Annotated in this window: 21 protein-coding genes and 1 pseudogene; 12 read left to right on the top strand and 10 right to left on the bottom strand. The window is 70.2% G+C overall.

Annotated elements, in window-relative coordinates; translation table 11 throughout:
* The first annotated feature begins 87 nt into the window (after positions 1-87).
* Positions 88-2,361 (top strand): Orn/Lys/Arg family decarboxylase, encoded by a 2,274-nt coding sequence (locus F4560_RS00625; RefSeq protein ID WP_184914716.1) that lies wholly within the window; start codon positions 88-90, stop codon positions 2,359-2,361.
* A 63-nt stretch (positions 2,362-2,424) separates the two neighbouring features.
* Here F4560_RS00625 and F4560_RS00630 read toward each other — a convergent pair whose 3' ends face one another.
* Both F4560_RS00630 and F4560_RS43900 read right to left on the bottom strand, forming a co-directional pair.
* On the bottom strand, positions 2,425-3,021 hold the full coding sequence (locus F4560_RS00630) for a DUF2867 domain-containing protein (protein ID WP_184914719.1): 597 nt from the start codon (positions 3,019-3,021) through the stop codon (positions 2,425-2,427).
* 2 nt (positions 3,022-3,023) lie between these two features.
* Positions 3,024-4,958 (bottom strand): fumarylacetoacetate hydrolase family protein, encoded by a 1,935-nt coding sequence (locus tag F4560_RS43900; protein WP_184914722.1) that lies wholly within the window; start codon positions 4,956-4,958, stop codon positions 3,024-3,026.
* An 89-nt stretch (positions 4,959-5,047) separates the two neighbouring features.
* On the opposite strand from F4560_RS43900, the gene F4560_RS00640 reads away from it, so the two are divergent.
* Both F4560_RS00640 and F4560_RS00645 read left to right on the top strand, forming a co-directional pair.
* Positions 5,048-5,635: a TetR family transcriptional regulator gene (locus tag F4560_RS00640; protein WP_184914725.1), complete on the top strand. Its 588-nt coding sequence runs from the start codon at positions 5,048-5,050 to the stop codon at positions 5,633-5,635.
* Positions 5,632-7,548 carry a HEAT repeat domain-containing protein gene (locus F4560_RS00645; protein WP_184914728.1) on the top strand — a complete coding sequence of 639 codons (1,917 nt, stop codon included), beginning with the start codon at positions 5,632-5,634 and terminating at the stop codon, positions 7,546-7,548. The genes F4560_RS00640 and F4560_RS00645 overlap by 4 nt, the downstream gene beginning before the upstream one ends.
* Positions 7,549-7,561: 13 nt before the next feature.
* Here F4560_RS00645 and F4560_RS00650 read toward each other — a convergent pair whose 3' ends face one another.
* A complete protein-coding gene (locus F4560_RS00650) occupies positions 7,562-8,419 on the bottom strand; it encodes a class I SAM-dependent methyltransferase (protein ID WP_184914730.1) in 858 nt (285 codons plus the stop codon).
* Between the two features lie 116 nt (positions 8,420-8,535).
* Here F4560_RS00650 and F4560_RS00655 point away from each other — a divergent pair, with 116 nt between their 5' ends.
* Positions 8,536-9,219 (top strand): winged helix-turn-helix transcriptional regulator, encoded by a 684-nt coding sequence (locus F4560_RS00655; RefSeq protein WP_184914733.1) that lies wholly within the window; start codon positions 8,536-8,538, stop codon positions 9,217-9,219.
* A 42-nt stretch (positions 9,220-9,261) separates the two neighbouring features.
* On the opposite strand, the gene F4560_RS00660 is transcribed toward F4560_RS00655, so the two are convergent.
* Positions 9,262-10,134 (bottom strand): NmrA family NAD(P)-binding protein, encoded by an 873-nt coding sequence (locus F4560_RS00660; RefSeq protein WP_184914736.1) that lies wholly within the window; start codon positions 10,132-10,134, stop codon positions 9,262-9,264.
* Between the two features lie 76 nt (positions 10,135-10,210).
* Between F4560_RS00660 and F4560_RS00665 the strand changes: the two genes are divergently transcribed.
* Positions 10,211-10,633, top strand: a complete 423-nt coding sequence (locus F4560_RS00665) for a winged helix-turn-helix transcriptional regulator (RefSeq protein ID WP_184914739.1) — start codon at positions 10,211-10,213, stop codon at positions 10,631-10,633.
* Between the two features lie 46 nt (positions 10,634-10,679).
* Here F4560_RS00665 and F4560_RS00670 read toward each other — a convergent pair whose 3' ends face one another.
* Positions 10,680-11,087: a tautomerase family protein gene (locus F4560_RS00670; RefSeq protein ID WP_184914741.1), complete on the bottom strand. Its 408-nt coding sequence runs from the start codon at positions 11,085-11,087 to the stop codon at positions 10,680-10,682.
* Between the two features lie 100 nt (positions 11,088-11,187).
* Here F4560_RS00670 and F4560_RS00675 point away from each other — a divergent pair, with 100 nt between their 5' ends.
* Entirely contained in the window at positions 11,188-11,844 is a 657-nt protein-coding gene (locus F4560_RS00675; protein ID WP_184914744.1) for a winged helix-turn-helix transcriptional regulator, read from the top strand.
* A gap of 49 nt (positions 11,845-11,893) precedes the next feature.
* Here the strand turns inward: F4560_RS00675 and F4560_RS46445 are convergent, their stop codons facing one another.
* Together F4560_RS46445 and F4560_RS43340 are read right to left on the bottom strand one after the other, a co-directional pair.
* Positions 11,894-12,361, bottom strand: a complete 468-nt coding sequence (locus F4560_RS46445; protein WP_376775411.1) for a cellulose binding domain-containing protein — start codon at positions 12,359-12,361, stop codon at positions 11,894-11,896.
* 108 nt (positions 12,362-12,469) lie between these two features.
* Positions 12,470-13,915: pseudogene (locus F4560_RS43340) on the bottom strand (endo-1,4-beta-xylanase); the annotation flags it as partial.
* Between the two features lie 314 nt (positions 13,916-14,229).
* On the opposite strand from F4560_RS43340, the gene F4560_RS00685 reads away from it, so the two are divergent.
* Positions 14,230-15,453 carry a chymotrypsin family serine protease gene (locus F4560_RS00685; protein WP_184914749.1) on the top strand — a complete coding sequence of 408 codons (1,224 nt, stop codon included), beginning with the start codon at positions 14,230-14,232 and terminating at the stop codon, positions 15,451-15,453.
* A gap of 68 nt (positions 15,454-15,521) precedes the next feature.
* On the opposite strand, the gene F4560_RS00690 is transcribed toward F4560_RS00685, so the two are convergent.
* Positions 15,522-16,076, bottom strand: a complete 555-nt coding sequence (locus F4560_RS00690) for an RNA polymerase sigma factor (RefSeq protein ID WP_184914751.1) — start codon at positions 16,074-16,076, stop codon at positions 15,522-15,524.
* 105 nt (positions 16,077-16,181) lie between these two features.
* Here F4560_RS00690 and F4560_RS00695 point away from each other — a divergent pair, with 105 nt between their 5' ends.
* Genes F4560_RS00695 through F4560_RS00705 form a run of 3 tightly spaced genes read left to right on the top strand, consistent with a single transcriptional unit; the run spans position 16,182 to position 21,167 of the window.
* Complete coding sequence (locus F4560_RS00695; RefSeq protein ID WP_184914753.1) at positions 16,182-18,950, top strand: AfsR/SARP family transcriptional regulator; 2,769 nt, start codon at positions 16,182-16,184, stop codon at positions 18,948-18,950.
* 13 nt (positions 18,951-18,963) lie between these two features.
* The gene (locus F4560_RS00700; RefSeq protein ID WP_184914758.1) at positions 18,964-19,338 is read left to right on the top strand and encodes a hypothetical protein; all 375 of its coding nucleotides are present in this window, start codon (positions 18,964-18,966) and stop codon (positions 19,336-19,338) included.
* A complete protein-coding gene (locus F4560_RS00705; protein WP_312867966.1) occupies positions 19,335-21,167 on the top strand; it encodes a RiPP maturation radical SAM C-methyltransferase in 1,833 nt (610 codons plus the stop codon). Before F4560_RS00700 ends, F4560_RS00705 begins: the two co-directional genes overlap by 4 nt.
* Here F4560_RS00705 and F4560_RS00710 read toward each other — a convergent pair.
* Positions 21,106-22,323, bottom strand: a complete 1,218-nt coding sequence (locus F4560_RS00710) for an MFS transporter (protein WP_221483279.1) — start codon at positions 22,321-22,323, stop codon at positions 21,106-21,108. The genes F4560_RS00705 and F4560_RS00710 overlap by 62 nt on opposite strands.
* Positions 22,324-22,474: 151 nt before the next feature.
* Between F4560_RS00710 and F4560_RS00715 the strand changes: the two genes are divergently transcribed.
* A complete protein-coding gene (locus F4560_RS00715; RefSeq protein ID WP_221483877.1) occupies positions 22,475-22,840 on the top strand; it encodes a YciI family protein in 366 nt (121 codons plus the stop codon).
* On the top strand, positions 22,841-24,058 hold the full coding sequence (locus F4560_RS00720; protein ID WP_184914763.1) for an RNA polymerase sigma factor: 1,218 nt from the start codon (positions 22,841-22,843) through the stop codon (positions 24,056-24,058).
* On the opposite strand, the gene F4560_RS00725 is transcribed toward F4560_RS00720, so the two are convergent.
* Positions 24,055-24,642 carry an LURP-one-related family protein gene (locus F4560_RS00725; protein ID WP_184914765.1) on the bottom strand — a complete coding sequence of 196 codons (588 nt, stop codon included), beginning with the start codon at positions 24,640-24,642 and terminating at the stop codon, positions 24,055-24,057. The genes F4560_RS00720 and F4560_RS00725 overlap by 4 nt on opposite strands.
* Between the last annotated feature and the right edge of the window lie 76 nt (positions 24,643-24,718).

A 24,718-nucleotide genomic window follows, 5' to 3' on the forward strand; every position in this document is an offset into this window, starting at 1 on the left:
GTCCCGCTTTCGAGGCATCGACACCGGGACCATTCGGTTGAAAACTCAGTGCCCAGGGCAGGCTTCGCCCAACGGAAAGAGTCGATCGTGTCTCGTTCAACGATATTGGTGGCGCTGGACAACAGCACGGGTGGTCTGGTGTCACGAGACCAACTCGAACGGATCTGCGATCAGTTGCGCGAGGAGGACCACGAAGTCGTCTGGGCGCGCACCGCGGAAGACGCGCTGGCGTTGACGCAGAGCCGGGCCGACCTGTCGGCCGCGCTGGTGTCCTGGGACCTCGACTCCCCGGAGACCGTCCTCAGGGCGCTGATGGGCCGCTTCACGAAGCTCCCCGTGTTCCTCGTGACCACCGCGACCTCCGTCGACGACCTGCCGCTCTGGGTGTCCGAAGTGGTCTCCGGCTACGTCTGGTTGCTGGAGGACACCCCGGATTTCGTCGCCGGCCGGATCGGGGTCGCGGCACGCCGGTACCTCGACGGCGTGCTGCCCCCGTTCTTCCGGGAGATGCGCCGCTTCGAAGACACGCACGAGTACTCGTGGCACACCCCCGCGCACGCCGGCGGGGTGGCGTTCCTCAAGTCACCGGTCGGGCGGGCGTTCTTCGACTACTACGGCGAGCGGCTGTTCCGCACCGACCTGTCGATCTCCGTCGCCGAGCTGGGGTCGCTGTTCGAGCACTCGGGCCCCATCGGGGACGCCGAGCGCAACGCCGCCCGGATCTTCGGCGCGGACCTCACCTACTTCGTGCTGCACGGCGACTCCACAGCCGACCGGATCGCCTGCCACGCGAGCGTCGCCACCGACGAACTCGTCCTGGTGGACCGCAACTGCCACAAAGCGATCTACCACGGCCTGACGATCACCGGCGGCCGACCGGTCTACCTGGTGCCCACGCGCAACGGCTACGGGCTCATGGGTCCGATCCCGCCGGCCGCGATGAAGGCCGAGGCCGTCGCGGAGCAGGTGCGCCGCAGCCCGTTCGCGGAAGGCGCGGCGAGCCCGGACCCGGTGTACGCCGTGATCACCAACTCGACCTACGACGGGCTGTGCTACGACGCCGTCCGCGTCGCCGAACTGCTCGGCGCCACCGTGCCACGCCTGCACCTGGACGAAGCGTGGTTCGCGTACGGCCGGTTCAACCCCCTCTACGCCCGCCGCTACGGGATGTCGGTCGACGCCGACGCCCTCCCCGACGACGTGCGGCCGACGGTCTTCTCCACCCAGTCCACGCACAAGCTGCTGGCCGCCATGTCGCAGAGCGCGATGGTGCACGTCAAGAACGCGCCGAGGTCGCCGGTCGACCACCGGCAGTTCAACGAGACGTTCATGATGCACGCCACCACCTCCCCGCTGTACCCGATGATCGCGGGCCTCGACGTCGCCGCCGCGATGATGGACGGCCCAGGCGGCCGGTGGCTCACCGACGAGGCCATCACCGAGGCCATCCGCTTCCGCCAGGCGGTGGTGCGGCTGGGCAGGCGGATCAAGGACGCCGGCGACCGGGCCGACTGGTTCTTCGGCGCCTGGCAGCCGGACGAGGTCACCGATCCCGCCACCGGTCAGGTGTACTCCTTCGCCGACGCCCCGCTCGACCTGCTCCGCACCGAGCCCCGCTGCTGGACGCTGGAGCCCGGCGGGGAGTGGCACGGCTTCGAGGGCATGGAGGACGGCTTCTGCCTGCTCGACCCGATCAAGGTCTCGATCACCTGTCCCGGCGTGGACGCGCTCGGCAACGTCGGCGGCATGGGGATACCGGCCCGGATTCTCACCATGTACCTGGAGACGCGCGGGATCGTGGTGGAGAAGACCGACGCGTACACGTGCCTGATCCTGTTCTCGATGGGCATCACCAAGGGCAAGTGGGGCACGCTGCTCGACGCGTTGCTGGACTTCAAGTCCCTGTACGACTCCGCCGCCACCGTCGCCGACGTCCTGCCGGGCCTGCTGAAGGAGCACCCCGACCGCTACCAGGGCCTCGCCTTGCCCGCGCTGTGCGACCAGATGCACAACCAGATCGGCAAGAGCGAGCTGACCTCGTTGCTGGACGAGGCTTTCACGCACCCGACACCGGCCGTGTTCACGCCCGCGCAGACCTACCAGCGCCTCATCCGCGGCGGCACCGAGCCGGTCCGGCTGGCCGACATCGCCGGCCGCACCGTGGCGACCATGGTCGTCACCACCCCGCCGGGGATCCCGGTCCTCATGCCCGGCGAGAGCACCGGTGAGGCGAACGGTCCCGTGCTGCGGTACCTGCACGCGCTGGAGACGTTCGACCGGGAGTTCCCCGGCTTCCCCAGCGAGACCCACGGTGTGGCCAGGGATTCGGCCGGTGACTACTGGATCGCCTGCCTGCGTTGACCGCCTGCCCGCGTTGACGGCCTGCCCGCGTTGGACGCCTGCGTGCGTCAGGCGGCGGCGCGCTCAGACGGCGGCGTCGCGTTCGCGCCAGGCGCGTTCCCACCGCCGGGTCAGCATCGGGTAGATGACGATGTACCGGAAGGGAGCGATGGCGGCCATGTAGATCCGTCCGAACCTGCCGTTGGGCTTGACGAGGACGGTCATCCGCAGTTCGTGGTCGCCGTCCTTCCCCTCCGCCCAACCGAGGTGCATCACGGTGTGCACGGTCTTGTTCGCCAGTTCGCGGGCGGACTCGTTGTGGAGTTCGTAGACCGCCTTGAGCGGCATGACGGCGGAGTCGTGGCCGCGTGGAGCGTCGCGGAGGTCTTCGGGCATGTGGTCGCGGAGCGAGGCGACCCGGTCACCGAAGCCGTCCGACGGTTTGTCCCAGCCCATGAGCGCACCGAGCTTCCAGCGTGCCGTGAACAGGAACCGCACCGGCCAGGACTGCTTCGCGATGCTGCCGCCCGCCCGCATCGCGGCGAGCATCACCGGGAAGTCGTCCGGTCCGGCGCCCGGCGTGCGGAACGCCCACGCGTCCTCGACCCGGAAGTCGTCGTCGGTGATCTCGTGGATGCGCCACGGCATTTCCGTGTACGTCGTCGTGTCGAGTTTCGTCATGGTCATTCGCCTCGTTCGGTGTCCCATTCGGCCATCAGGGTGAGCAGATCGGTCTGCGCCAACGCGGCCAGGTCCGGGTCGAGTTCACGGTAGCGCTGGTAGATGTTGACCACGATCCGTTCGGGGTCCAGCCAGGTGGCGTACTCGGCCAGGTCGACGGTCGCGGCGGCCTCGCGGAAGGGCAGGCCCTTGGCGTGGGCGGCATCGGCCTGATCGATGACGTGGGTCAGGTAGCCGCGGACCGCGCGGATGCCGTCGGCGTCGGTGATCGGACCGTGGCCGGGCACGACGGTGTGCGCCTCCAACGCCAGCATGGTGTCGCACGCGGCGATCCAGTTGGCGATCGGCCCCTCCCACACGATCGGGGTGCAGCCGATGAAGAGCAGGTCCCCGGCGAACAGCACGCCCGCGTCCGGGATGTGCACGACCGAGTCGGCGGACGTGTGTGCAGGTCCGAGGTTCAGCACGCGCACCTCGCGGCCACCGATGTCCAGGGTGAGATCGCGGTCGAACGTGGTGTCCGGCATCCGCAGCTGGATCCCGGTGAACTCGAACCGGCCGAAGCGTTCCCGCATGAACGGGCCGAGCGTCGGACCCATGTCGGCCAGCGAAACGGCGGCCAGCATGTCGGGCGGGATCTCGCGGTGCATCTGCTCGGCGGTGTCCGCCGCGGCGATGATGCGGACGGCGTCGTCGAGCAGTTGGTTGCCGTGGGTGTGGTCGCCGTTGGCGTGGGTGAGCACGGCGTGGGTCAGCGGGTTCCGGTCGGTGATCGGCTTCATCGCGTCGAGCATCTCGCCCGTCAGGAGCAGGTCGAAGAGGGTGTCCACGAGCAGCGCGGCACCCTTGCCCGCGACCAGTCCGGCGTTGCTCCATCCCAAACCGCCGTCGGGGAGCAGCCAGGCCCACACGTCCGGGCCGATCTCGTGCAGGCCCTTGGTGAACGGGAGTGGCGACTTCGCCGGGTTCACGCGGTGCCGTGGTGGTGTGGCGTCGGGGTTGTGCCGGGCGGCGATCCGGTGCGGGGTGGGCGTGGCGACGATGGTCTGCCGGACCTCGCCCAGGCCCTGGACCCGGAGTTCGACCACGTCGCCGGGCTTCAGCCAGCCGCGGAACGAGGGCAGGTCGTGGAGGGAGAAGTGCTCGATCAGGCAGCACGTCGGCACCGTGCCCGACCCGAACACGTCACCCGGCACCAGTTCGACGCCGCGTGAGGCGTACGAGATCACTTCGCCGAACGTCCAGTCCATGGTGTCGGTGTTGCCGCGGCCGACGCGCTCGCCGTTGACGGTCGCCTCGACGCTGAGGGTGAGCCTGCCGTCACGCCGGGGGAGTTCGTCGGGCGTCACCAGGTACGGGCCGAGGGTGGTCGCGGAGTCCTTGCCCTTGGCCTGGCCGATGGCCAGGCCCGACTCGCGCATCTGGAGGTCACGGGCGGACCAGTCGTTGTAGATCGTGTAGCCGATGATCGAGCGCTCGGCCTCGTCGGGCGTCAGGTCGCTGCCGCCGACGCCGATCACCGCGCCGATCTCCAGTTCGAAGTCCCACCACGAGCTGCCCGGCGCGATCGGCACCGGCTCGTACGGGCCGAGCACCGTCGACGGGCAGGCGAAGTAGAAGGCGGGGATGGCGTACCAGGTGTCCTTCAGCTTCCGGCCCACGCCCATCACCTCCTGGCAGTTCCGCATGTGCTCCAGGAAGCACAGGGAATCGCGGATGGACGGTGGCCGGGGGATCGGCGCGCGCAGCGTCACGTCGGCCAGCCGCACCACCTCGTGCGGGTGCGCCACCGCGCTGTCGCCCGCCGCCTGGAGGCCGTCCGCGCCCCGTCCGACCAGCTCGATCAGCTCCGCACCGGGTGCCAGCGCATAGACGTCGTCGCCTTGGACGAGACCGACCCGATCGCCCTGGTCGGAGCGGTAAGTGACCCACTTCATGCGCACCCCCGGCGGTTCTATGTTGGCTGACATAGGGAGTGTTGCATAGTCAGTGACCTGACGGGTAGCCAGGGATAGACTCGCCGACTGTGACGACTTCACGGGCCACTCGGCGGGCGGAGACGACCCAGGAGAGCCGCCGGCTCCTGATCGCCGCGGCCACCGACCTGTTCGCCGAGCGTGGTTACCGGCAGACGACGTTCGAGGACATCGCGGCCAGGTCGGGGGTGAGCCGCGGTTCGATCCCGTGGCACTTCGGCAACAAGGAAGGGCTGCTGGCGGCGGTCGTGGAGCAGGTGGTGGAGCAGCTCAGGGTCGATGCGGACGCGCTGGAACCCGGCTCGGTCGACCAGGCGCTGGACCGGCTCGTGGAGTTCACGCGGAGTCCGTCGACCAGGCTCTTCGTCACGCTGCTGGCCGAGGCGGTGGAGCCGGATTCGCCGCCGCACAAGCGGTACGGCGACCTGCACCGGGCGTTGCGCGACCAGGTGCGGGCCAAGGTCGAGGAGGTCGACCTGCCGGACGGGGTCGGCGCGGAGGAGCTGAGCACCGTCCTGCTCGGCGCGATCATGGGCATCCACCTCCAGTGGCGCATCGCACCGGACGCCGTCGACCTGGAACGCACCTACTCGACGGTCGGTGCGCTGCTGCGCTCGGTCATGCCGTTCGGATCATGACCGTCGTCTGGTCGGAGTTGGAGCACAACTACGGCGACGCGTCGGACATTCCGGAGTTGCTGCGCGGGTGTGCGAGCCAGGACGCCGAGGTGGCGGGTCGGGCGCTCTACGAGGTGTCCAACAACCTGTACCACCAGGGTGGTTGGGTGTGCTCGGCCGCTTCAGCCGCGTTGCCGTTCCTGATCGACCTGGCCGCAGGCGGGGCCGCGCACCACCGTCCTCACGTGGTCGAGGTGATCGGCCGGCTGGCCCGCGAGGCCGTCGCGGTGGAGCCCCGGTTCGTGGACCCGGCGTGGCAGCCCGCGTTGGACGCCATGAGGCCGCGGTTGCTCGCACTGCTGGACGACCCGGACCCGGAGGTGCGTCGGGAGGCGACGCTCATGCTCTCCGACGGCGTCCGACACCCGGAGTCGGTGGAGGCGCTGCGCCGCAGGTGGAGCGCGGAGACCGACCGGACGACCCGGTGCGACCTCGTGCGGGCGTTCGGTGTGGTGCTCACGTGGGCGCCGGACGAGTCGCTGCGCGCCGAGCTGGTCGCGCTGCTCAGCGGTGACGACCTCCAACTGTGCCTCGCCGCCGTGCACGCGCTGGCCGAGTCCGACCCCGCCGTCGCGCCGCCGCACGTCGACATGCTGGTGCGGGCAGTCCTTGACCCCGACGCCGCGCTCTGGCGGGACTCCGCGTGGATCGGTGGCGCGCTCGTCCGCACCACGGGCGACTTGCTGGCCGTCGACCCGGTCGCCGCCACCGCGTTCGCCATCGGGATCAGCCAGGACAGAGAGGTCGACGGGCGGGTGGCGAGCCTGGGGCAGGCGGGCAGCGTGTTGTCCGAGTGGCGCACCGCGACGGGCGCGATCCTGCCGCTCGTCGGTCGCCGCTTGCACGATGACACCCCCGAGGTCCGCTATCGGGCGGCGGCTCTGCTCGCGTGCCTTGGGCTCGACGCGAAGCCCTACGCCGACCACCTCGCGGCGCTTGCCGCCGACCCGGCCATCCGAAACTCCCGCCGCGTGACCACCGTCGGCGACGCGGCGGTGTGGGCACTGGCCCGCCAGGACGACCCCCGCTGCCTACCCGGCCTGGTCGAACGGCTGTCCGGCGACCGACTCGGCTTCGGCACCGCCGGCGCCTACCACGGGCGGCTCCCGCACCTGATCATGCAGCCCGCCATCCACGAAGTGCTGATCCCGTTGCGCCGGCACGTCGACGTCCTGCTGGACGCGGTCACCGCACGCCTCGCAACGGCCCGCGAGGACGACGTGCTCGGGTGGACCCTGTGCGATGTCGTCGCGGCGTGGGGCCCGGCGGCCGAGGCAGCCCTCCCGGCTGTCGCCCGCCTCCTCCACGGCGAACGTTCGCTGCCCCGGGCCGCCAAGGCCATCGGCGCGATCGGCCCACCCGCCGCCGACGCCGCGAAAGCACTGCGGAACAACACAACGGAACCCACCGCGGCGTGGGCGTTGTGGCGGACCGGCGCGGACCCGGACTTCGGCATAGAAACCTTGGTGCACCACGTAGCCGAAGGCCGCGGCTACCACAACGCCATCGCACTCCTGGCCGAGCTGGGACCCCAAGCCGCCGCCTCCACCGACCACCTCCGCGACCTGACCCGTTCCGACAACGACTGGACCCGCGTAGAGGCCGCACACGCCCTATGGCGCGTCACCGAAGACCCAACCGCCCCCATAACAACCCTGACCGACCTCGCCGAGCCGCTGTCCACCGGCGACTGCCTCCCCGTCCGCATCGCCGCCCTCCGCTACCTCGCGGACATCGGCGCGTCCACCGAACGCGTGACAACGCTGGCCCGAGCCATCCTCGACAACCCGCGCCGGATCGCCTACTCCGGCGGTTGGCACACGTTCGCCGAGGACGAGGAGATCCGAGCGGCAGCGACCCGGCTGCTCAGCTGACTTCGGACACGGTTCAGCGGGTGCCGGTGACTACGAGCATTTCGCACGGGCCGGTGAAGCCGGTGGGGGTTTCGAACTGGGCGAGTTCGTCGGTGATCTCCTGCCACGCGGCTTCTCGGGCGGGGTCGGTCAGGTTCGACAGCATCTGGTGGAGGGCGCCGAACGACTCGCGTTCGAAGCGGACGCATTCGGCTGCGCTCGGCAGGCGGACCGGTGAGGGGACCGGGGTGACGGTGATGTCCTGGAAGCCGGCGGTGGTGAAGGTTTGTTCGGCTACGCCGGGCGCTCCCAGGCTGAACGGGCCGGGCTGGCCGGGTGCGGGCGGGGGGAGTTGGGCTCGGCGGCGGATGACGCCTACGGGGATCGAGAAGAAGCCGTTGCGGTCCGGGGTGGAGTAGACGACGGCGGAGAACCTGCCGCCGGGGCGCAGGGCACGGCGGATGCCCGCCAGGGCGGCCTGCTGGTCGGGGAAGTAGATCAGGCCGACGCGGGAGATGGCGGCGTCGTAGCCCTGTTCCGCGACCTCGGACAAGTCCTCGCCGTCGGCTTCCAGAGTGGTCACGTTGGCCACGCCCGCCTCGGCGGCCACGTGCTCGGCGTAACGCAGGATGCCGGGCGAGATGTCGGTCGCGAGCACGTGACCGGTGGGTCCGGCCAGTCTCGCCGCGGCGATTGTCTGGCCGCCTGCCCCGGCGGCTACGTCCAGGACGCGGCTGCCCGAGGTGATCCCGGCGGCGCGGAGCATCTCGTCGGTGGCGGCGCCCAGCCAGTCCTCGATGGTCGGTCCCCACCGGTGCCACGCCTCGGCGGCGTTCTCCCACTGCGCACGGGTGGTCTGCTTGAAGGTGGCGGGGTCGAAGGTGACGGTCATGGTGGCCTCCTCAGTGGACGGTTCCCACCGAGGACACCACCGGCCGGACAGTCGCTACTAGTACAGGTTCTGGACTGACCTGGTACAAGTCCTGTACTGCGGCGCACAATGGCACGATGCGCGATTACGCCCAGTACTGTCCGGTCGCACTGGCCAGCGCGGTGCTCGCGGATCGGTGGACGCCGTTGATCGTGCGCGAACTGGTCCTCGGCAGCCGCCGGTTCAACGACATCGACCGCGGCTTGCCGGGCATTTCACGGTCGCTGTTGCAACAGCGGCTCCACCACCTGGAACGCAAGGGCGTGTTGGAGCGGATCCCGGTCGCCCGTGGCCACGAGTACCAGTTGACGCCCGCCGGCAAGGACCTGGAGGGCGTCATCATGGCGATCGGCGAGTGGGCGGTCCGCTGGATGTTCGCCGAGCCGCAGCCGCGCGAGGTCGACCCGGTGACGCTCACCTGGTGGCTGTCCCGTCGACTGGACCACGACCGGCTGCCCGATCAGCGCGTGGTCGTGGAGTTCGACTACCGGGGCGACGCCCCCGCCCGGCTGTGGCTGGTGCTGGAGAAGCACGAGTCGTCGGTGTGCACGGAGCACCCGGGGTTCCCCTCGGACGTCGTGGTGACGACCGCGCCGGTCGCGTTGATGCGCGTGTTCTCCGGGATCACCACGCTGGCACGGGCGACGGCCGGCGGCGAGGTCGTCGTCACAGGAACGCCGCGGTGGGTCCGGGCGTTGGGGGACTGGTTCCTGTGGAGCCCGTTCGCGCCGGCCGTGCGTGAGCGGCTGGTCGGAGCCTGACTGCCGGAGCCTGACTGCCGGAGCCTGACTACCGGAGCCTGACTACCGGCTCGCTTTGAGCGCGTGGGCGATCAGCTCCAGCGCGGGGCGCGGTGGGGTGGGGAGCAGAGCGGCCAGGTCGTCGCCAGGGGAGTCCAGCAGGCCGGCGGCGATGTTGGCGAACAGCGAGAGCGTGTGCCCCACCTGGTACGGCTCCAGGTCTCCGGCGGCCAGGGCTTGCCTCATCCCGGCCAGTGACAGCGGCTGGTACGTCACCGGACGTCCCAGGGCTTCGGTCAATGCGCCCGCGATGTCGTCGCCGCCGATCGCGGTCGTGCCCGCCAGTTCGTACGTGCGCCCGGCGTGACGGCTGGGTCGGCCGGCGGCGAGGTCGGCTTCCGTCTCAGCCGCGACGCGGGCGGTGACGTCGGCCAGGTCTTCCCTGGCCACCACCGCGATCCGGCCGTGGCCCATGGGCGCGGTGAAGACGCCGGTGGTGGCCGCGGATTCGGCGGCGCTCGTCGCCAGGCCCGCCGGGATCTCCGCGTACAGGCCGTTGCGCAGCACGGTGACGTCGAACGGGGCCTCGGCCAGGCGGGCTTCGGTCCAGCGGTGGGCCAGCGCGAGGCTGAGTTGGTCGCCCGAGCCGGCCAGGCTGGTGTAGATCACGTGCCGGACTCCAGCCTCGGCCGCCGCGTCGATCACCGCACCGTGCCGCGCCAGCACCACGTCGTCCTCGGCGTAGCCGGCGGAGACGAACACCAGCACCCGCACGCCGGCGAAACCTTCCGCGAGCGTGGCCGGGTCGTCGAAGTCGGTCCGACGGGCAGTGCCCGTAGCCGCACGCGTGCCGGCCAGCACGTCCAGGCCTGACGCGCCGAGCCGGTCGAAGACCAGCCCTCCGAGCGCGCCCGACACACCGGTCACCAGAATCATGGAATACCCCTCACCGCGGTTCGGTTGCTGCCCATAGGTTCGTGACCACCGACCGGGACCGTAAGGAGGCACTTCCGTGTCCGTCGCGCACACCGCGGTAACCCCGCAGGTCAGCGGTGCCGAGCAGGCCGGGCCGTGTGGTGAGGACGACTGCGGTGTCCGGGACGTCCTCGATCGCATCGGCGACAAGTGGACCGTGCTGGTGATCGTGGAACTCGCCAAGGGCATTCGCCGCTACCGCGAGTTGCAGCGGGCGATCCCGGGTATCTCGCAACGGATGCTCACCGTCACCACGCGCCGCCTGTGCCGTGACGGCCTGGTCGAGCGGACCGTCTACGCGACCGTCCCGCCGCAGGTCGAGTACGCGCTGACCGACGTCGGCCACAGCCTCGCCGAGACGATCGCCCGCCTCGCCGACTGGTCCCGCGACCACAAGGACACCATGGCCGCCGCCCGTGAGCGGTGGGACGCCGAGCACCCCGACGACGCCGAGCGCTGAGCTGTCCGACGCGCCTGCCGGGCTGGGCGGGCGCGTCGGACAGGGGCTACGCGTTCAGCTTGGCCACGGCCTGGACGAACTCCGCGTCGTGGGTCAGGAGCCGACCGCCCGCGGCGACGTTCTCCAGCGGGTAGTGGTTCATCAGGATCAGGGTCTCGTCCGTGTTGGCGATGGCCCGGTACGCCTCGTCGACCGCGGCGTGGATCTTCGCGGCCATCTTGGCCTTGACGTCGAGGCTCGCCAGCTCGGGAGCTTCGAGGAAGCACACCGGCTTGATCGGCTCGGCGTCGATCCGGCCGTCGTGGGAGACGTTGCCGGTGGGGTGCTCGCGCAGCCAGACCCGGACGTCCGCGACGCCGTAGGCCTCGTCGATCGCCTCGGTGATCTCCCGCATCATCTTCCGCTTGGCATCGGGTTGGACTCCGGTCGGAGCCTCCACGAAGAACTGTGGCATGTCGGTCGCCTCTCAGTTGGTTTCTTTTGGGAAGTAGCTACTTTCTAATGGGAAGCACGAAGGGTGTCAAGGGCAAGTGGTCGTCTGTACGATCGAAGCCATGGCGACGAACCGCCGGTACGGCGACGGGTGCGCGATCGCGTCCGCGCTCGACTACGTGGGCGAGCGGTGGGCACTGCTGGTCGTGCGCGAACTCCTGTTGGGCCCGAAGCGGTTCACCGACCTCCAGGACGGACTGCCGGGCGCGGGCTCCAAGGTGTTGGCCCAGCGACTGCGGGAACTGGAGGCCGCCGGCGTCGTGCGGCGTCGCACGCTGCCTCCGCCGGCCAGCTCACAGGTGTACGAGCTGACCGAGTGGGGCGCGCGGCTGGATGCCGTCGTCGTCGCGCTGGGGCAATGGGGAGCGGGCGCGCCGGAGCAGTCGGAGGACCCGGTCGGCGCGGACGCGGCCATGATCAAGCTGCGCAGCTTCTTCAGCCCGCAAGAGGAACGACCGTGGACGGCCACTTACGAGATGCGCCTCGGCCGCTACCGCTTCACGGTCGGGGTTGTCGACGGCCGGCTGGACGAGATGGGCCGCGGGGAGCCGCGTGAGCCCGACACGGTCATCGGCACCGACCCGGACACGTTGGATCGCGTCATCGGTGTGGACGGCGCGCTGACGGAGGCCGTCGACAGCGGGCGGCTCACCATGACCGGCGACGGTGAGGCCGGTCGACGCCTGTTCGGCGCGGTCCGGATGCCGACGTCCGCCTAGAAATGCCGGTGTGCCCCTCACATCGCTGCGAGGGGCACACCGGCACCCGTCACGGAGTGGCGCAGGAAACGGTCGGCGCCGCCCACTGGCCATTGGCCATCACGGTGAAGCCGAACGTCGTGCTCGCGCCCGCGGCCAAACTGCCGTTGCCGCTGGGCTTCATGGTCATCACCAGACCACTGGAGTCCCAGGTCGGCGTGCCGCTCCACGTCGCGGACACGCGCTGCGGGGACGTCAGCCTGACGGTGGCGGTCCAGCTGGTGATCGCCGAGGCGCCCGCCCGGATCGTCACCTCGCCGTTGAACCGGTCACCCCACTGCGTCGACGTCCGGTAAGTCGCCGTGCACGAACCGCCGGCCGGCGGGGGCGTGGTGGTGGTCGTGCCCGGCGGGGTGTCCGTCGGCGCGACGGCCCGACCGGTGGACGGTGAGATCATGCCGGCGCACAGGCCGCGGCTGCGGAGGTTGGACGCGATCTGGGGGATGGCGTTGATCGTCGTCTGGTACCCGTCGTGCATCAGGATGACGCCGCCGTTCTGGAGGGTCGACGCCGCCTGCGCGATCTGGGCGGTGCTCGCGTTGTTCCAGTCCTGCGAGTCGACGTTCCACAGCACCTCGGTCAGGCCGTACTGCGCCTCGACCGACTTGAGGGTGGCGTTGGTCTCGCCGTACGGCGGCCGGAACAGCTTCGGCGCGACACCCGTCGCCGACTGGATCGCGTTCTGCGTCTGGGAGATCTCCGACGCCATCTGCGCCTGGCTGAGCTGCGTCATGTGCGGGTGCGACCAGCTGTGGTTCTCGACCCACATGCCGGCGTCACGCTGGCTCTTGGCGAGCGCGGCGTTCCCCTGGACCTTGTTGCCCTGGTTGAAGAACGTGGCCCGGAGACCGTTCTGCCGCAGCGCGTTGAGCAACGTGGTCGTGGTGGCCGCGATGGGGCCGTCGTCGTAGGTCAGCGCGACGTAGCCGTTGGCGCAGTTCGCGGCGGGCGGCGGAGTCGTGGTCGTGGTCGGCGGCACGGTGCCGGCGGCGTTCAGCGCGTTGAGGACCGACGTGTACGCGGCCTTCTTGTTGCCCGAGCTGTCGAACAGCAGCGGGGTGCCCGAGGCTCGCCACGAATCGCTGTCCCTGATGCCCCACACGGTGATGCCGTTGCAGCGGGTCACGGCGAGGCAGGCCTGGACGATGCCCTGGTACTGCTGTGCCTGCGAAGAACCTGAGCCCTCGATGTCCAGCTCGGTGATCTGCACGTCCACGCCCAGCGCCGCGAAGTTCTGGAGCGTGGTGTGGTAGTTGCTCGGCACCGGGTTGCCGCTGTTGAAGTGGGCCTGGAACCCGACGCAGTCGATCGGCACGCCGCGCGCCTTGAAGTCCTGCACCATCCGGTAGACGGCCTGCGTCTTGGCGTGCGACCAGTTGTCGGTGTTGTAGTCGTTGTAGCAGAGCTTCGCGGACGAGTCGGCCGCACGGGCCGCCCTGAAGGCCGCCTCGATCCAGTCGTTGCCGGTCCGCTGGAGGTTCGAGTCACGACGTGCGCCCGAGGTGCCGTCCTGGAACGCCTCGTTCACCACGTCCCAGGAGTGGATCTTGCCGCGGTAGTAGGTGGCGACCTTGGTGACGTGGTTGAGCATCGCGTTGCGCAGCGCGGTGCCGGACATGTTCTGCATCCACGTCGGCTGCTGCGAGTGCCACGCCAACGTGTGGCCGCGCACGCGCATGCCCTGGCCGACGGCGTGGTTCACGATCCGGTCCGCGTTGGTGTACGTGAACTGGCCCTGGGTCGGCTCCAGCGCGTCGATCTTCATCTCGTTCTCGGCCGTGACCATCTTGAACTCACGGTTGAGGATGCCCACGTAGGTGGAGTCGCTCAGCTTGTTCGCCGCGACGGCGGTGCCGAAGTACCGGCCGCTCTCCGCCGCCGACGCGCCCAGCGTGGTGCCGGCGCTCGCCACGCTGGGCAGCACCACGGCCAACGCGCCGAGCAATCCCACCGCACCGGCCAGGGCCGCGACACGTCGCGGCCCTACTCGCGCCACCGGCCTGCCGGCAACGGTGACAGCATTTCTGGACATCACTTCCTCCAAGGGGTCGTCGCGGGGCGCAGGAAGATCCGAAAGTTTCGGGCTTTTCTGGACCAGCTTTCGAAAACTAGGACGAATGATCTCCGGAGTCAAGCACCGAGATTCACCTATAGAGACGCAAGATCCCAGGTAGAGCACCGCTCGCTGGCAGATGCACTACCTTCCACGGGTTACGAAAGTATCGAAACTTGTGTCCGTGGCGTGGTTGCAGGACTCACCGAAACTGATCCTGATCTGCCGGTATCCCCGGCCGCTCCGGCTGCATCTCCCCTCTGTTGGTCCCACCGGTCGAAGGGGAGAAGCTGATGCGGAAATCCACACGGCGGCGCATGACCGCGGTGCTTGGCGGGGCGGTGGTCCTGGTGATGGCGTCCGCGGGCACGGCGCTCGCGGACCAGGATCGAACGAAGCCCAAGGACACGAAGCCGACGACCACGGCGCCCGCGGGCACCTCGGCGGAGACCGGGCCCGTGCCGGGCGGCTTCAGATCCTGGGGCGAGTTACGGGCCATGCAGCAGAAGCTGAACGCCGCCGCGGACCGCGTCACCGCCGCTGGTGGCGACGGGCTGGCCGGCATCGTGGCCGCGCCGGAGAACCGTGAGCTGCGGGTGTACTGGGCGGGCAAGACCTCAGCCGCGGTCACCGACCTGCTGAGTGACCTGAACCGGACGGTGCCGGTCAAGGTGCTGCCCGCCGCGCACAGCCACCGGTCGTTGCAGGCCGAGGCCGCCCGGCTCGTCCGGCAGCCCGGCGTCACGTCCGCCGCCCCGAAGGTGGACGGCAGCGGTCTGGTGCTCGGCGTCCGGGACTCGGCCCGCACGCAGGCGCTGTCCACTTCGGTCCCGGTCGAGCAGGTCGCGTCGGCGCCCGAGTCGATGGCCTCACGCGGCAACGACTCGACGCCGTACTGGGGTGGCGCGCGCTGGAACGGCTGTTCGACCGGCTTCGCGGTGTGGCACGGCGGCGTCACCAAGATGCTGTCCGCAGGCCACTGCGGCAGCCACGGGCAAGGCGCCTACGACGGCGGCGGCGACTACATGGGGCTGATCGAGGGCGACAACGACGCCTACGACCGGCTGCTGATCAACACCTGGTCGTCGGGCCGGACCTACGACGGCGGCGTGGGCGTCAACGAGTTCTCCAAGCCCACGGCGAGCGCGGCGCACAGCTACGTCGGGAACTGGGTGTGCAACTCCGGCGCCTACTCCGGCGCGTGGTGCGGCATCCAGGTGAAGTACACAAACGTGACCGTCAACGTCGGCTACCTCATTTACCAGACGGTGTGGGCGGAGCAGGTCGACCGCATCGCGCCGGTCGGCAACGGCGACAGCGGCGGCCCGGTCTTCGACCTCACGCCGGACCACGCCCGGACGATCGCCAAGGGCACCAACACGGCGATCGACCTGTCCACGCAGGCGCCGTGCCGCGGCGTTCCGGAGGGTGCGAGCCGCAAGTGCGCGTGGCGGTTCTTCTACGTCGACGTCGTCAACTCGCTGAACGCGTACGGCGCATCTATCGTTACTGGCTGATCGCACGAAACGGCGCCGGCGTCTCGACGCCGGCGCCGTTCCCTTTTCGGCAGGAGCAGCGAATGCCCTCAGTCGTCGAGCAGTGCGGCGATCGAAGGAATGCGGCGAATCCTGGCCAGGCAGCGCTGGCGGGTCGGGCCGATCGACCCGCGTGGGATGCCGAGGTTCTCCACGATCGTGTCGTAGGGCGTCGGCGGGTCGGAGAACAGCAGCGAGAGCAGCGTGCGGTCGCGTTCCGGCAGCAGGACGAGCGCCTGGCGCAGGGCCTCGTGCCGCTCGGTGTCGAGCAAGGACACGTCGGCGGCGGGCTCCGACTGGTCGACCGGCTCGTCGTCGGTCGGGGTGTGGCGGTGCCTGCCACGCATCAACATGAGGCATTCTCGCCTGGTCGTGGTGGCGAGCCAGCCCGGCAGCGCTTCCGGCTGACGAATGGTTCTCAGGTTCAGCACGAGGCGCAGCCAGACGGTGGCCCCGACGTCGTCGGCGTCCGCGCCCCGGATGCCGTGCCGCAGGCACACCGCCCGGACCAGCGGGGTGTAGCTGCGCACGATGTCCCGCCAGGCCGATTCCCAACCGCGCGCGGCGTGGTCCAAGAGCAGCGTGTCCGTTGTGTTGTGACTCATCGCAGGCCCCCAATTTCGTTGGTCGGGTTCGACCGCTTCACGATTTCGGTTCGCCCTGCTCGCAGACCTTGCGGCGACCTTGCGGAGCGACAAGCATCGATTGATATGGAATTCCGGTTGTTCGGTGAGGTACGGGTGCTCGCGGGCGACCGGCCGCTGGACGTCGGAACGCCGCGGCAACAGGCCGTGCTGGCAGCCCTCCTTGTGGACGCCGGCCGTCCGGTCGACATCGAGACCCTCATCGACCGGGTCTGGGACGAAGCGCCGCCCGTCGAGGCGCGGAACGTCCTGTACTCGCACCTCAGCCGCATCCGGCGGCTGCTCGCCACCGCCAGTGGGCACACCGGCGTCCGGGCCCGGCTGGAGCGTCGCAGCGCCGGGTACGTGCTGGACGTCGATCCGGACCTCGTGGACCTGCACCGGTTCGCCCGGCTGACGGCACGCGGCCCGGCGGGGGACACGGCCCGCGCGGCGGCGTTGACGGAGGCGCTGGACCTGTGGAGCGGCCCCCCGCTCGCCGGGATCTCCGGTGACTGGGTCGACCAGGTCCGGAACAGCTGGCGGCGGCGCAGGCTCGACGCGGTGACGGCGTGGGGCGAGGTGGAGCTGCGGCTCGGCCGGGCCGACGCGGTGACCGCCGCGCTGCCCGACGTCCTCGCGGAGTACCCCCTCTCCGAGCCGCTGGAGGCCCTGTTCATGCGGGCGCTGCACGCGGCCGGGCGGGACGCGGAGGCGATCGAGCGCTACGCCGTCATCCGGGCCAGGCTCGCCGACGAGCTGGGCACCGATCCCGGCGCCGAGCTGCGCGCCCTGCACAGCGCGATCCTGCGCGGTGAACTGCCGCAGTCCGAGCCGGACAGTCCACTCGCGACACCCGCCCAACTCCCACCGGACATGCCCGGTTTCGCGGGCCGCGAGGAGGAGCTGCGGCTGCTGGACGACCTGGCGGGCGGCAGTGCGACGGCGGTGCGGATCGTCGCCGTGTCCGGCACAGCGGGCGTGGGCAAGACGGCACTGGTCGTGCACTGGGCACATCGGATGCGCGGGCACTTCCCCGGTGGGCAGCTGTACGTGAACCTGCGCGGGTTCGACCCGACCGGCTCACCGGTCACGCCCGCCGAGGCGGTGCGGCGGTTCCTGGACGCGTTCGAGGTGTCGCCGCAACGCATTCCGGTCGGCTTCGAGGCGCAGGTCGGCCTGTGCCGCAGCCTGCTCGCGAACCGCCGGGTGCTGGTGGTGCTGGACAACGCCCGCGACGCCGAGCACGTGCGCCCATTGCTGCCCGGGTCGCCGGACTGCCTGGTGCTGGTGACCAGCCGGGACCAGCTGTCCGGACTGGTGGCCGACGGCGCCCGGCACCTGACCGTGGACCTGCTCGAAGCCGACGAGGCGCGGCGGCTGCTGGCCGGACGGCTCGGCGCCGAACGGATCGCGGCGGAGCCCCGTGCGGTGGACGAGATCGTGGCGCTGTGCGCGCGGCTGCCGTTGGCGCTCGCGGTGGTGGCGGCCCGTGCGGCAACGCACCCGAAGTTCGGGCTGGTGGCGCTGGCGCGTGAGCTGCGCGCGGCGCGGGGGAGTCTGGACGAGTTCTCGGGCGCCGATCCGGCGACGGACCCGAGGGCCGTGTTCTCGTGGTCCTACCTCCAGTTGACCGCCGACGCGGCCCGGCTGTTCCGGTTGACGGGCCTGCACCCCGGACCCGACCTCGGCACCCATGCCGCGGCGAGCCTGGCCGGACTGCCGTCGCGCGCGGTGCGCCCGTTGCTCGCCGAACTGTCCCGGGCGCACCTCGTCACTGAGCACAGCCCCGGTCGCTACACCTGCCACGACCTGCTGCGCGCCTACGCCTCCGAGCAGGCGCAGGTGCTCGACCTCGAGCCCGACCGGCGTGCGGCCCTCCGGCGGACGCTGTGCCACTACCTGCACACCGCGAACGACGCGGACCGGCTGCTCGACCCGCGCCGGGAGGAACTTCCCACGCTGACGGCACTTCCGCCGGGCGTCACGCCCGAACCGGTCGCCGACCGCACGGAGGCACTGGCCTGGTTCGACGCCGAACACCGCGTGCTGCTGGCGGCGATCCAGCAGGAGCCGGCGTTCGACGTCGAGGTGTGGGAGCTGATCTGGGCGATGCGGCGGTTCCTCGCGCACCAAGGCCACTGGCAGGACGAGATCGACTCGCTGAACGTGGCGCTGGCCGCCGCACGACGCCTCGGCGACCCGCTCAAGCAGGCGTTCGCGCACTGCTACAAGGGCTGCACCTACGTGTGGTTCGGCAAGTACGAGGACGCGTGTGCCGAACTGGATGTCGCGCTCTCCCTCTACCGCGAGGCGGGCGATCGCGTCGGCGAGGCTTACGTCCAGTTCTACCACTCGTGGCTGCTCGACCGGCAGGAGCGCAACGTCGAGGCGCTGTCGCACGCCGAGCAGGCGTTGGAGCTGTTCCGGGCGGCGGGCCACCAGGCGGGCCAGGCCAAGGTGCTGAACGCGGTCGGGTGGTTCCACGCGCTGCTCGGCGACCACGAGACGGCCATCGGGTACTGCCGCAAAGCCCTTGACCTGCAAACGGAACTCGGCGACCAGCTCGGGGCGGGCCAGACCTGGCACAGCCTCGGCTACGCCTACCAGCAGCTCGAAGACCACGGCCGGGCGGTGGCCTGCTACCAGGCCGCGGTGGACCTGTTCGAGGCGTCCGGCTACCGGATCAACGAGGCGCACGTGCTGTCGTCCCTGGGCGACGCGCTCCACGACGCGGGGGACGTCGACGCCGCCCGTGACGCCTGGCAGCGGTCCGTCGACATCCTCGACCAGCTCAGCCACCCGGACGCGGACGACACCCGGGTCAAGCTGACGAAGTCCACATCGGACACATGAGAGGCAAGGAACAATGACCGAATCGTTCATCACGGCCGAAGACATCGAAGAACTCTTCGCGAAGCTCGACGAGGTGGAGCTGAACGACCCGCAGCGCGCCCTGCTCTCGGCGATCCTCAAGGTCGCCGGCGACGTCACCGATGTCACCGACCTGTCGGAGGAATCGGAGGAATCGGAGGACAAACGTTCGTTCAGCGACCAGTTCGCGACCTCGTTCACCCCGCACCAGGCCGCCTTGATCGTCGAGTACGTCGAGGCTCCCGCGGGCCCGAGCCTGATCAGCCGGGTCACGCCGCCTTGTCCGCCGCTACCGGCCGGTTCCGCGACCCCTGCGCTGATCAGCAGGCTGATCAGCAGAAACGTCCGCCCGGACAGCTCGCAGCCGTGACCGTGCCGACGGTCCTGGTGTCGATGCCGTTCATGCAGGTCGATCGTCCGTCGATCCAATTGGGACTGTTGAAGGCGATCGGCGAGGCGAACGGCTTCCCGGTGCGCACCCTGCACGCGAACCTCGACTTCGCGGCACGGATCGGGCCGGACTACTACCGGCTGCTCGCCGAGCACCGGGGCAGGCAGATCGGCGACTGGCTGTTCTCCGTGGAGGCTTTCGGCGCTGCCGCACCGGACGTAGACGGCGAGTTGCCCGCGGAGTTCGCCGACGAGTTGGCCTACTTGGCAAGGGAGTCCGGGTCGGTGCGCGACCGGCTGGTGCGAACGCGCGACCACGACGTGCCCGCGTTCCTGGACGCGTTGGTGGACGGGTTCGACTGGCACGGCACGAGGGTCGTCGGCTTCAGCTCGACGTTCCAGCAGAACACCGCCTCGTTCGCGTTGGCCCGGCGGCTGAAGGAACGGTTCCCGGACATCGTCACGGTGTTCGGCGGCGCGAACTTCGACGGCGAGATGGGCCTCGAACTCGTGCGTTCGGTGGACTGCGTCGACTACGCGGTCATCGGTGAGGGGGACCGGGCGTTTCCGCAGCTGTTGGCGGCATTGGCGGCGGGAACGGATCCCGCCGAGGTTCCGGGCGTCGCCCGCCGTGCCGGTGACCGGGTGGTGGCGGCCGTCGCGTCGCCACCGCTCGAGCACCTGGACGACCTGCCCGCGCCGGACTACGGCGAGTTCTTCGAACGGTCGGCTTCGTTGGGCCTGCCGACCGCGGAGGTGTGGCTGCCGTTCGAGTCGGCGCGGGGCTGTTGGTGGGGAGCCAAGCACCATTGCACGTTCTGCGGCCTCAACGGCACCACGATGAAGTTCCGCGCGAAGTCGCCGCAACGCGTGCTGGACGAGCTGGTCGGGCAGTCGCGGCGCTACCACGCGTTCCGCTTCGAGGCCGTCGACAACATCCTCGACCCGGCCTACCTGAAGGAGCTGTTCCCCGCACTGGCCGCCGGCCGCCACGACTTCGAGATCTTCTACGAGGTCAAGGCGAACCTGACGAGGGAACAGCTGAAAGTCCTGGCGCACGGCGGTGTCACGCACCTCCAGCCAGGGTTGGAGTCGCTCAGTTCGGCCGTGCTCCGGCTGATGGACAAGGGTGTGCGGGCGGCGCAGAACGTCAACCTGCTGCGTTGGGCCCGGTACTACGGCTTGCAGGTGGGCTGGAACATCCTGTGGGGCTTCCCCGGTGAAACCGAGGAGGACTACCTGGCCCAGGCTGCCGTCGTGCCGCACCTCGTGCACCTGCAACCGCCGGCGAGCGCCGCCGAGATCTGGCTCGAACGCTTCAGCCCCCTGTACACGCGGCCCGACCGGTTCGGGCTGCTGCGCCGCAGTTCCGAGGCCAGCTACCGGCACGTGTACCCGGACAGCGTGGACATCGACCGGGTCGCCTACTTCTTCGACTACGAGTTCGCCGACGCCCTGCCGCCGTCCGCTTATGCGCTGTTGGCGAAGGCGGTGGCGGAGTGGTCGGAGGCGTGGTCGCACAGCCGGCCGTCGCTCACGTTCCGGTCCACGCGCGGGTTCCTCCAGATCGACGACCGGCGGCAGCAGGGGCACGACGGCACGTACACGTTCCACGACACGCTCGCGGACATCTACCTCGCGTGCAGCGAACGACCGACCACGGCTTCGGCCGTCCACTCCGCGTTGGGGCTGGACCGGCCGGTGGCGGACGTCGAGGCGGCGTTCGAGCAGTTCGCGGAACGCGGGCTCATGTTCCTGGACGGCAACCTGGCGCTGTCCCTCGCGCTCCCCGCCACGCCTGGGCGCTGACGAGCAGCCCGGCGGCCACGGTGACCGCCACGAACATCCAGCCGCCGGTGTGGACGCCGTGGCGTTCGCTGACGAGCCCGAAGACGATCGCCACGGGGAGAAAGGCGATCCAGGACAGCGTGCTGACGCCGGACGCGACTCCCGTGCGGACGGTGGCGGGGACGGCGTCGTGCAGGAGGCGTGAGACGTGGATGCTCGCGGCCACGACCAGCAGTGCGAGCAGGATCTGAGCACCTGTCACGACGAGGACGTGCGCGCTGGTGGTGAGCGTCAGGCCGGCCGCCGTCATCAGCACGGCCACGGCTGCCGCTGTGCGTGGCCGGTCGAGGTCGAGTTTTCCGGCGAGCAGCCCGCCGAGTCCGAGGGCGGAGACGAGTCCGGCCCAGTACGGGCCGTACAGGAGCGCGGGTGCGGCCGGCGCCACCAGCCACAGCGGTCCGAATTCGAGCAGCAGTTGCAGGATGAGCGCGGCCAGCACGGCCATGGTGACGACCGGCAGCAGTCGGCCGCCTCGGGTCAGGGTGCGGCAGGTGAGGGCGACGTGCGCGCTGAGTGAGGTCGTGCCCGTGGCACGGTGCAGCTGCGGCTCGGTGAACCGGAGGAGGGCGACGATCGACAGCGCCACGAACGGCACCGTCACCAGGTACGTCGTGCGGGTACCGGCGAGCCCGGCCAGCGCACCGCCCGCGAGCGCGCTCGTCACCAGGGCGGCGCTGTTGACCAGTCGGACACGGCCGAGCTGCCGCTCGAATCCGTCGCTGTCACCGGTCTCCTCCAGGACGGTGTCGTACACGACGGCGTCCATCGTTCCCGAGTACATCGCGAAGAAGACGCCCAGTGCCAGCGCGCTGAGGAAGTACATGGGCACGCTGTGGCTGAGGCCGCCGAGCAGTGCGCTGACCATGAGCGCCACGCTCGACAGGACGAGGACACCGCGACGGCTCCACCGGTCCGCGAGGATTCCGGATGGCACCTCGATGACCGGCACGATCGCGGCGTACGCGGCGGCCATCAGCCCGATGCTCGCCGCGTCGAAACCGATCTCGTTCATGAACAGCTTCTCGACCGGCACCCAGAAGCCCACGCCTTGGAGGAACGCGGCGGCTTGCAGCGGGAGCAGGCGTCGCTTCAGCCGGGATCGCTGGACGGTGGTCACGGCAGGCTCCTCTTCGACGGCATCGCGGGGACATCGGCGCCGACGACCGGTTCTCGACATCGGTCCGGCCGGGATGTCGAGATCGGGGTGGTCGGCCACGATGTCCCCGTGAACGGCGTCCGCACGAGCGAGGAGCGAACCGGTGAAGTTCATGCTGATGATCTGGAGCAACCCGGAGAACTGGGACGCGTTGCCCCCGGCGGACCGGGCGGCGTTGGCGGGTGACGCGGTGGCCGAGCACGCCGCCATCGACGCCGACCTGCTCCGCTCAGGCGAGCTGGTGATCTCGGCGGCGTTGGCCGACCCGATCACCTCCCGCGCCGTCCGGGTCCGCGACGGGGTCGTGACCAGCACCGATGGGCCGTATGCGGAGGCGAAGGAGTACTTGGCCGGGTACTACCTGGTCGACTGCGAGAGCGTGGACCGGGCGGTGGAGATCGCGGCGCGGATACCGGACGCGCGGTGGGAACGGGTCGAGGTCCGGGCGGCCATGGACGTCGCGGGCCTGGAGATGTGAGTGGACTCCGTCGAGGCCGTGCTGCGTGAGCAGGCGCCGCACGTGCTCGGGGCGTTGGTGCGCCATCACGGGCGGTTCGACGCGTGCGAGGACGCGGTGCAGGAGGCGTTGCTCGCAGCGGCCGTGCAGTGGGGTGAACACGGCGTGCCGGAGAGCCCGCGCGGCTGGCTGATCACCGTTGCCTCACGTCGGCTCACCGACCAGTGGCGCAGCGACACGGCACGTCACGTGCGTGAGGCTGCCGCACTGCCCCACAAGCAGATGGCTCCGGCGGCGGATGCCGTGCCCTCCGGGGAGGACGACACGTTGGTGCTGCTGTTCCTGTGCTGCCACCCGTCGTTGTCCCCGCCTTCACAGGTGGCGTTGACGCTGCGGGTGGTCGGCGGGCTGACCACGGCCCAGATCGCCCGCGCGTTCCTGGTCCCCGAGGCCACGATGGCGCAGCGGATCAGCCGGGCCAAGCAGCAGATCAAGGCGGCCGGGGCGCGGTTCGACCTACCGCCGCAGGACGCGTGGCGGCAGCGGTTGGACGTGGTGCTGCACGTGCTGTACCTGGTGTTCAACGAGGGCTACGTCGCCACATCAGGCCCGGACGTGCATCGCGCCGAGTTGACGGACGAGGCGATCCGGCTCGTCCGGCAGATCCGGCGCCTGCTGCCCGACGACGGCGAAGTGGCCGGGCTCTTGGCGCTGATGCTGCTCACCGACGCACGGCGGCTCGCGCGCACCCAATCCGACGGAAGCCTGATCCCACTGGCAGAGCAGGATCGCCGCCAGTGGAACCAGGACGTGCTGAGGGAAGGCGTCGGCATCGTCACCGAAACCCTGACCCGGTCCCGGATCGGCCCCTACCAACTCCAGGCCGCGATCGCCGCCGTGCACGCCGAGGCACGGCGTGCGGAGGACACCGACTGGCCGCAGATCGTGGCGCTCTACGACGTGCTGACCCAGTTCTCGCCGAACCCGGTGGTCACGCTGAACCGTGCCGTAGCGGTGGCGATGGCGCACGGCGCGCAAGCGGGCCTCGACCTGATCGAGGAACTGGCTGGCGACCGGCACTTGGCCGACCACCACCGCCTCCACGCCGTCCGCGCCCACCTGCTGGAGCTGGCCGGCCGTCCGGAGCCCGCCCGTGCCGCGTTCGAGGAGGCCGCGCGGCGGACGACGAGCACACCTGAACAGCGTTACCTGCGTGCGCGGGCCGACCGGCTCTCCTAGCGGGACTGGAGGGCGTCCGTCGCGACGGCCTGCGCGATCACCACGCGGCGGTCGATGTACGGGTCGGCGACCTGGACCAGGTAGTGGTCGCGGACCCAGGTCTTCTTGTCCACGCTGAACACCGGCTGACCGTTGCGGACGTAGTCGAAGTGGTAGCGGAACGGGACCGGGATGTTGTTGACCAGGGGGATGAAACCCCACAGCCGGCGCAGGATCGCGAGGCCCGCGTTGCGCTCGCTGCCCGTGGCCGTCGGCGCGCCGGGGACGTCGAGGTGCCAGGTGGAGTTCATCAGGGACTTGCCGAAGTCCTTGCGGAAGTGGCCGATGGATCTGCCGTCGCCGTCGGTCACGTCGTAGCCGCTGCCGAGGTCGATCACCTTGCGCGCGCGGAAGCCCGCGAGCACCTGGCTCTTGCTGGAGTCGGTGTAGATCGTCACTTGCTCCTTGAACGCCATCCGCTTCTGCTCGACGAACGCGACGAGCTGGCCCGGCTCGCCGCCCTGGTCCGCGAAGATCTCGTAGCGGTTCACCATCAGGGTGACCTTCTGGTGCATGTGCAGCACGTTCATCGCCTGCGAGAGCATCGTCGTCCCCTTGACCTTCGGTGGAGCCGCATTTTCACACCCGACCCGACCAAGATCCCCAGAGGGACCGCCGTGC

The organism is Saccharothrix ecbatanensis (assembly GCF_014205015.1).
In the GTDB taxonomy this organism is placed as follows: domain Bacteria; phylum Actinomycetota; class Actinomycetes; order Mycobacteriales; family Pseudonocardiaceae; genus Actinosynnema; species Actinosynnema ecbatanense.

Bases quoted from the DNA above. Each gene is read 5' to 3' on its own strand.
- F4560_RS00660 (WP_184914736.1), bottom strand. From the start codon at position 10,134: ATGATTCTGGTGACCGGTGTGTCGGGCGCGCTCGGAGGGCTGGTCTTC.
- F4560_RS00715 (WP_221483877.1), top strand. From the start codon at position 22,475: ATGCTGATGATCTGGAGCAACCCGGAGAACTGGGACGCGTTGCCCCCG.
- F4560_RS00690 (WP_184914751.1), bottom strand. From the start codon at position 16,076: ATGAGTCACAACACAACGGACACGCTGCTCTTGGACCACGCCGCGCGC.
- F4560_RS00645 (WP_184914728.1), top strand. From the start codon at position 5,632: ATGACCGTCGTCTGGTCGGAGTTGGAGCACAACTACGGCGACGCGTCG.
- F4560_RS46445 (WP_376775411.1), bottom strand. From the start codon at position 12,361: ATGCACGACGGGTACCAGACGACGATCAACGCCATCCCCCAGATCGCG.
- F4560_RS00725 (WP_184914765.1), bottom strand. From the start codon at position 24,642: ATGCTCTCGCAGGCGATGAACGTGCTGCACATGCACCAGAAGGTCACC.
- F4560_RS00700 (WP_184914758.1), top strand. From the start codon at position 18,964: ATGACCGAATCGTTCATCACGGCCGAAGACATCGAAGAACTCTTCGCG.
- F4560_RS00650 (WP_184914730.1), bottom strand. From the start codon at position 8,419: ATGACCGTCACCTTCGACCCCGCCACCTTCAAGCAGACCACCCGTGCG.
- F4560_RS00655 (WP_184914733.1), top strand. From the start codon at position 8,536: ATGCGCGATTACGCCCAGTACTGTCCGGTCGCACTGGCCAGCGCGGTG.
- F4560_RS00695 (WP_184914753.1), top strand. From the start codon at position 16,182: ATGGAATTCCGGTTGTTCGGTGAGGTACGGGTGCTCGCGGGCGACCGG.
- F4560_RS43900 (WP_184914722.1), bottom strand. From the start codon at position 4,958: ATGAAGTGGGTCACTTACCGCTCCGACCAGGGCGATCGGGTCGGTCTC.
- F4560_RS00675 (WP_184914744.1), top strand. From the start codon at position 11,188: ATGGCGACGAACCGCCGGTACGGCGACGGGTGCGCGATCGCGTCCGCG.
- F4560_RS00630 (WP_184914719.1), bottom strand. From the start codon at position 3,021: ATGACGAAACTCGACACGACGACGTACACGGAAATGCCGTGGCGCATC.
- F4560_RS00685 (WP_184914749.1), top strand. From the start codon at position 14,230: ATGCGGAAATCCACACGGCGGCGCATGACCGCGGTGCTTGGCGGGGCG.
- F4560_RS00670 (WP_184914741.1), bottom strand. From the start codon at position 11,087: ATGCCACAGTTCTTCGTGGAGGCTCCGACCGGAGTCCAACCCGATGCC.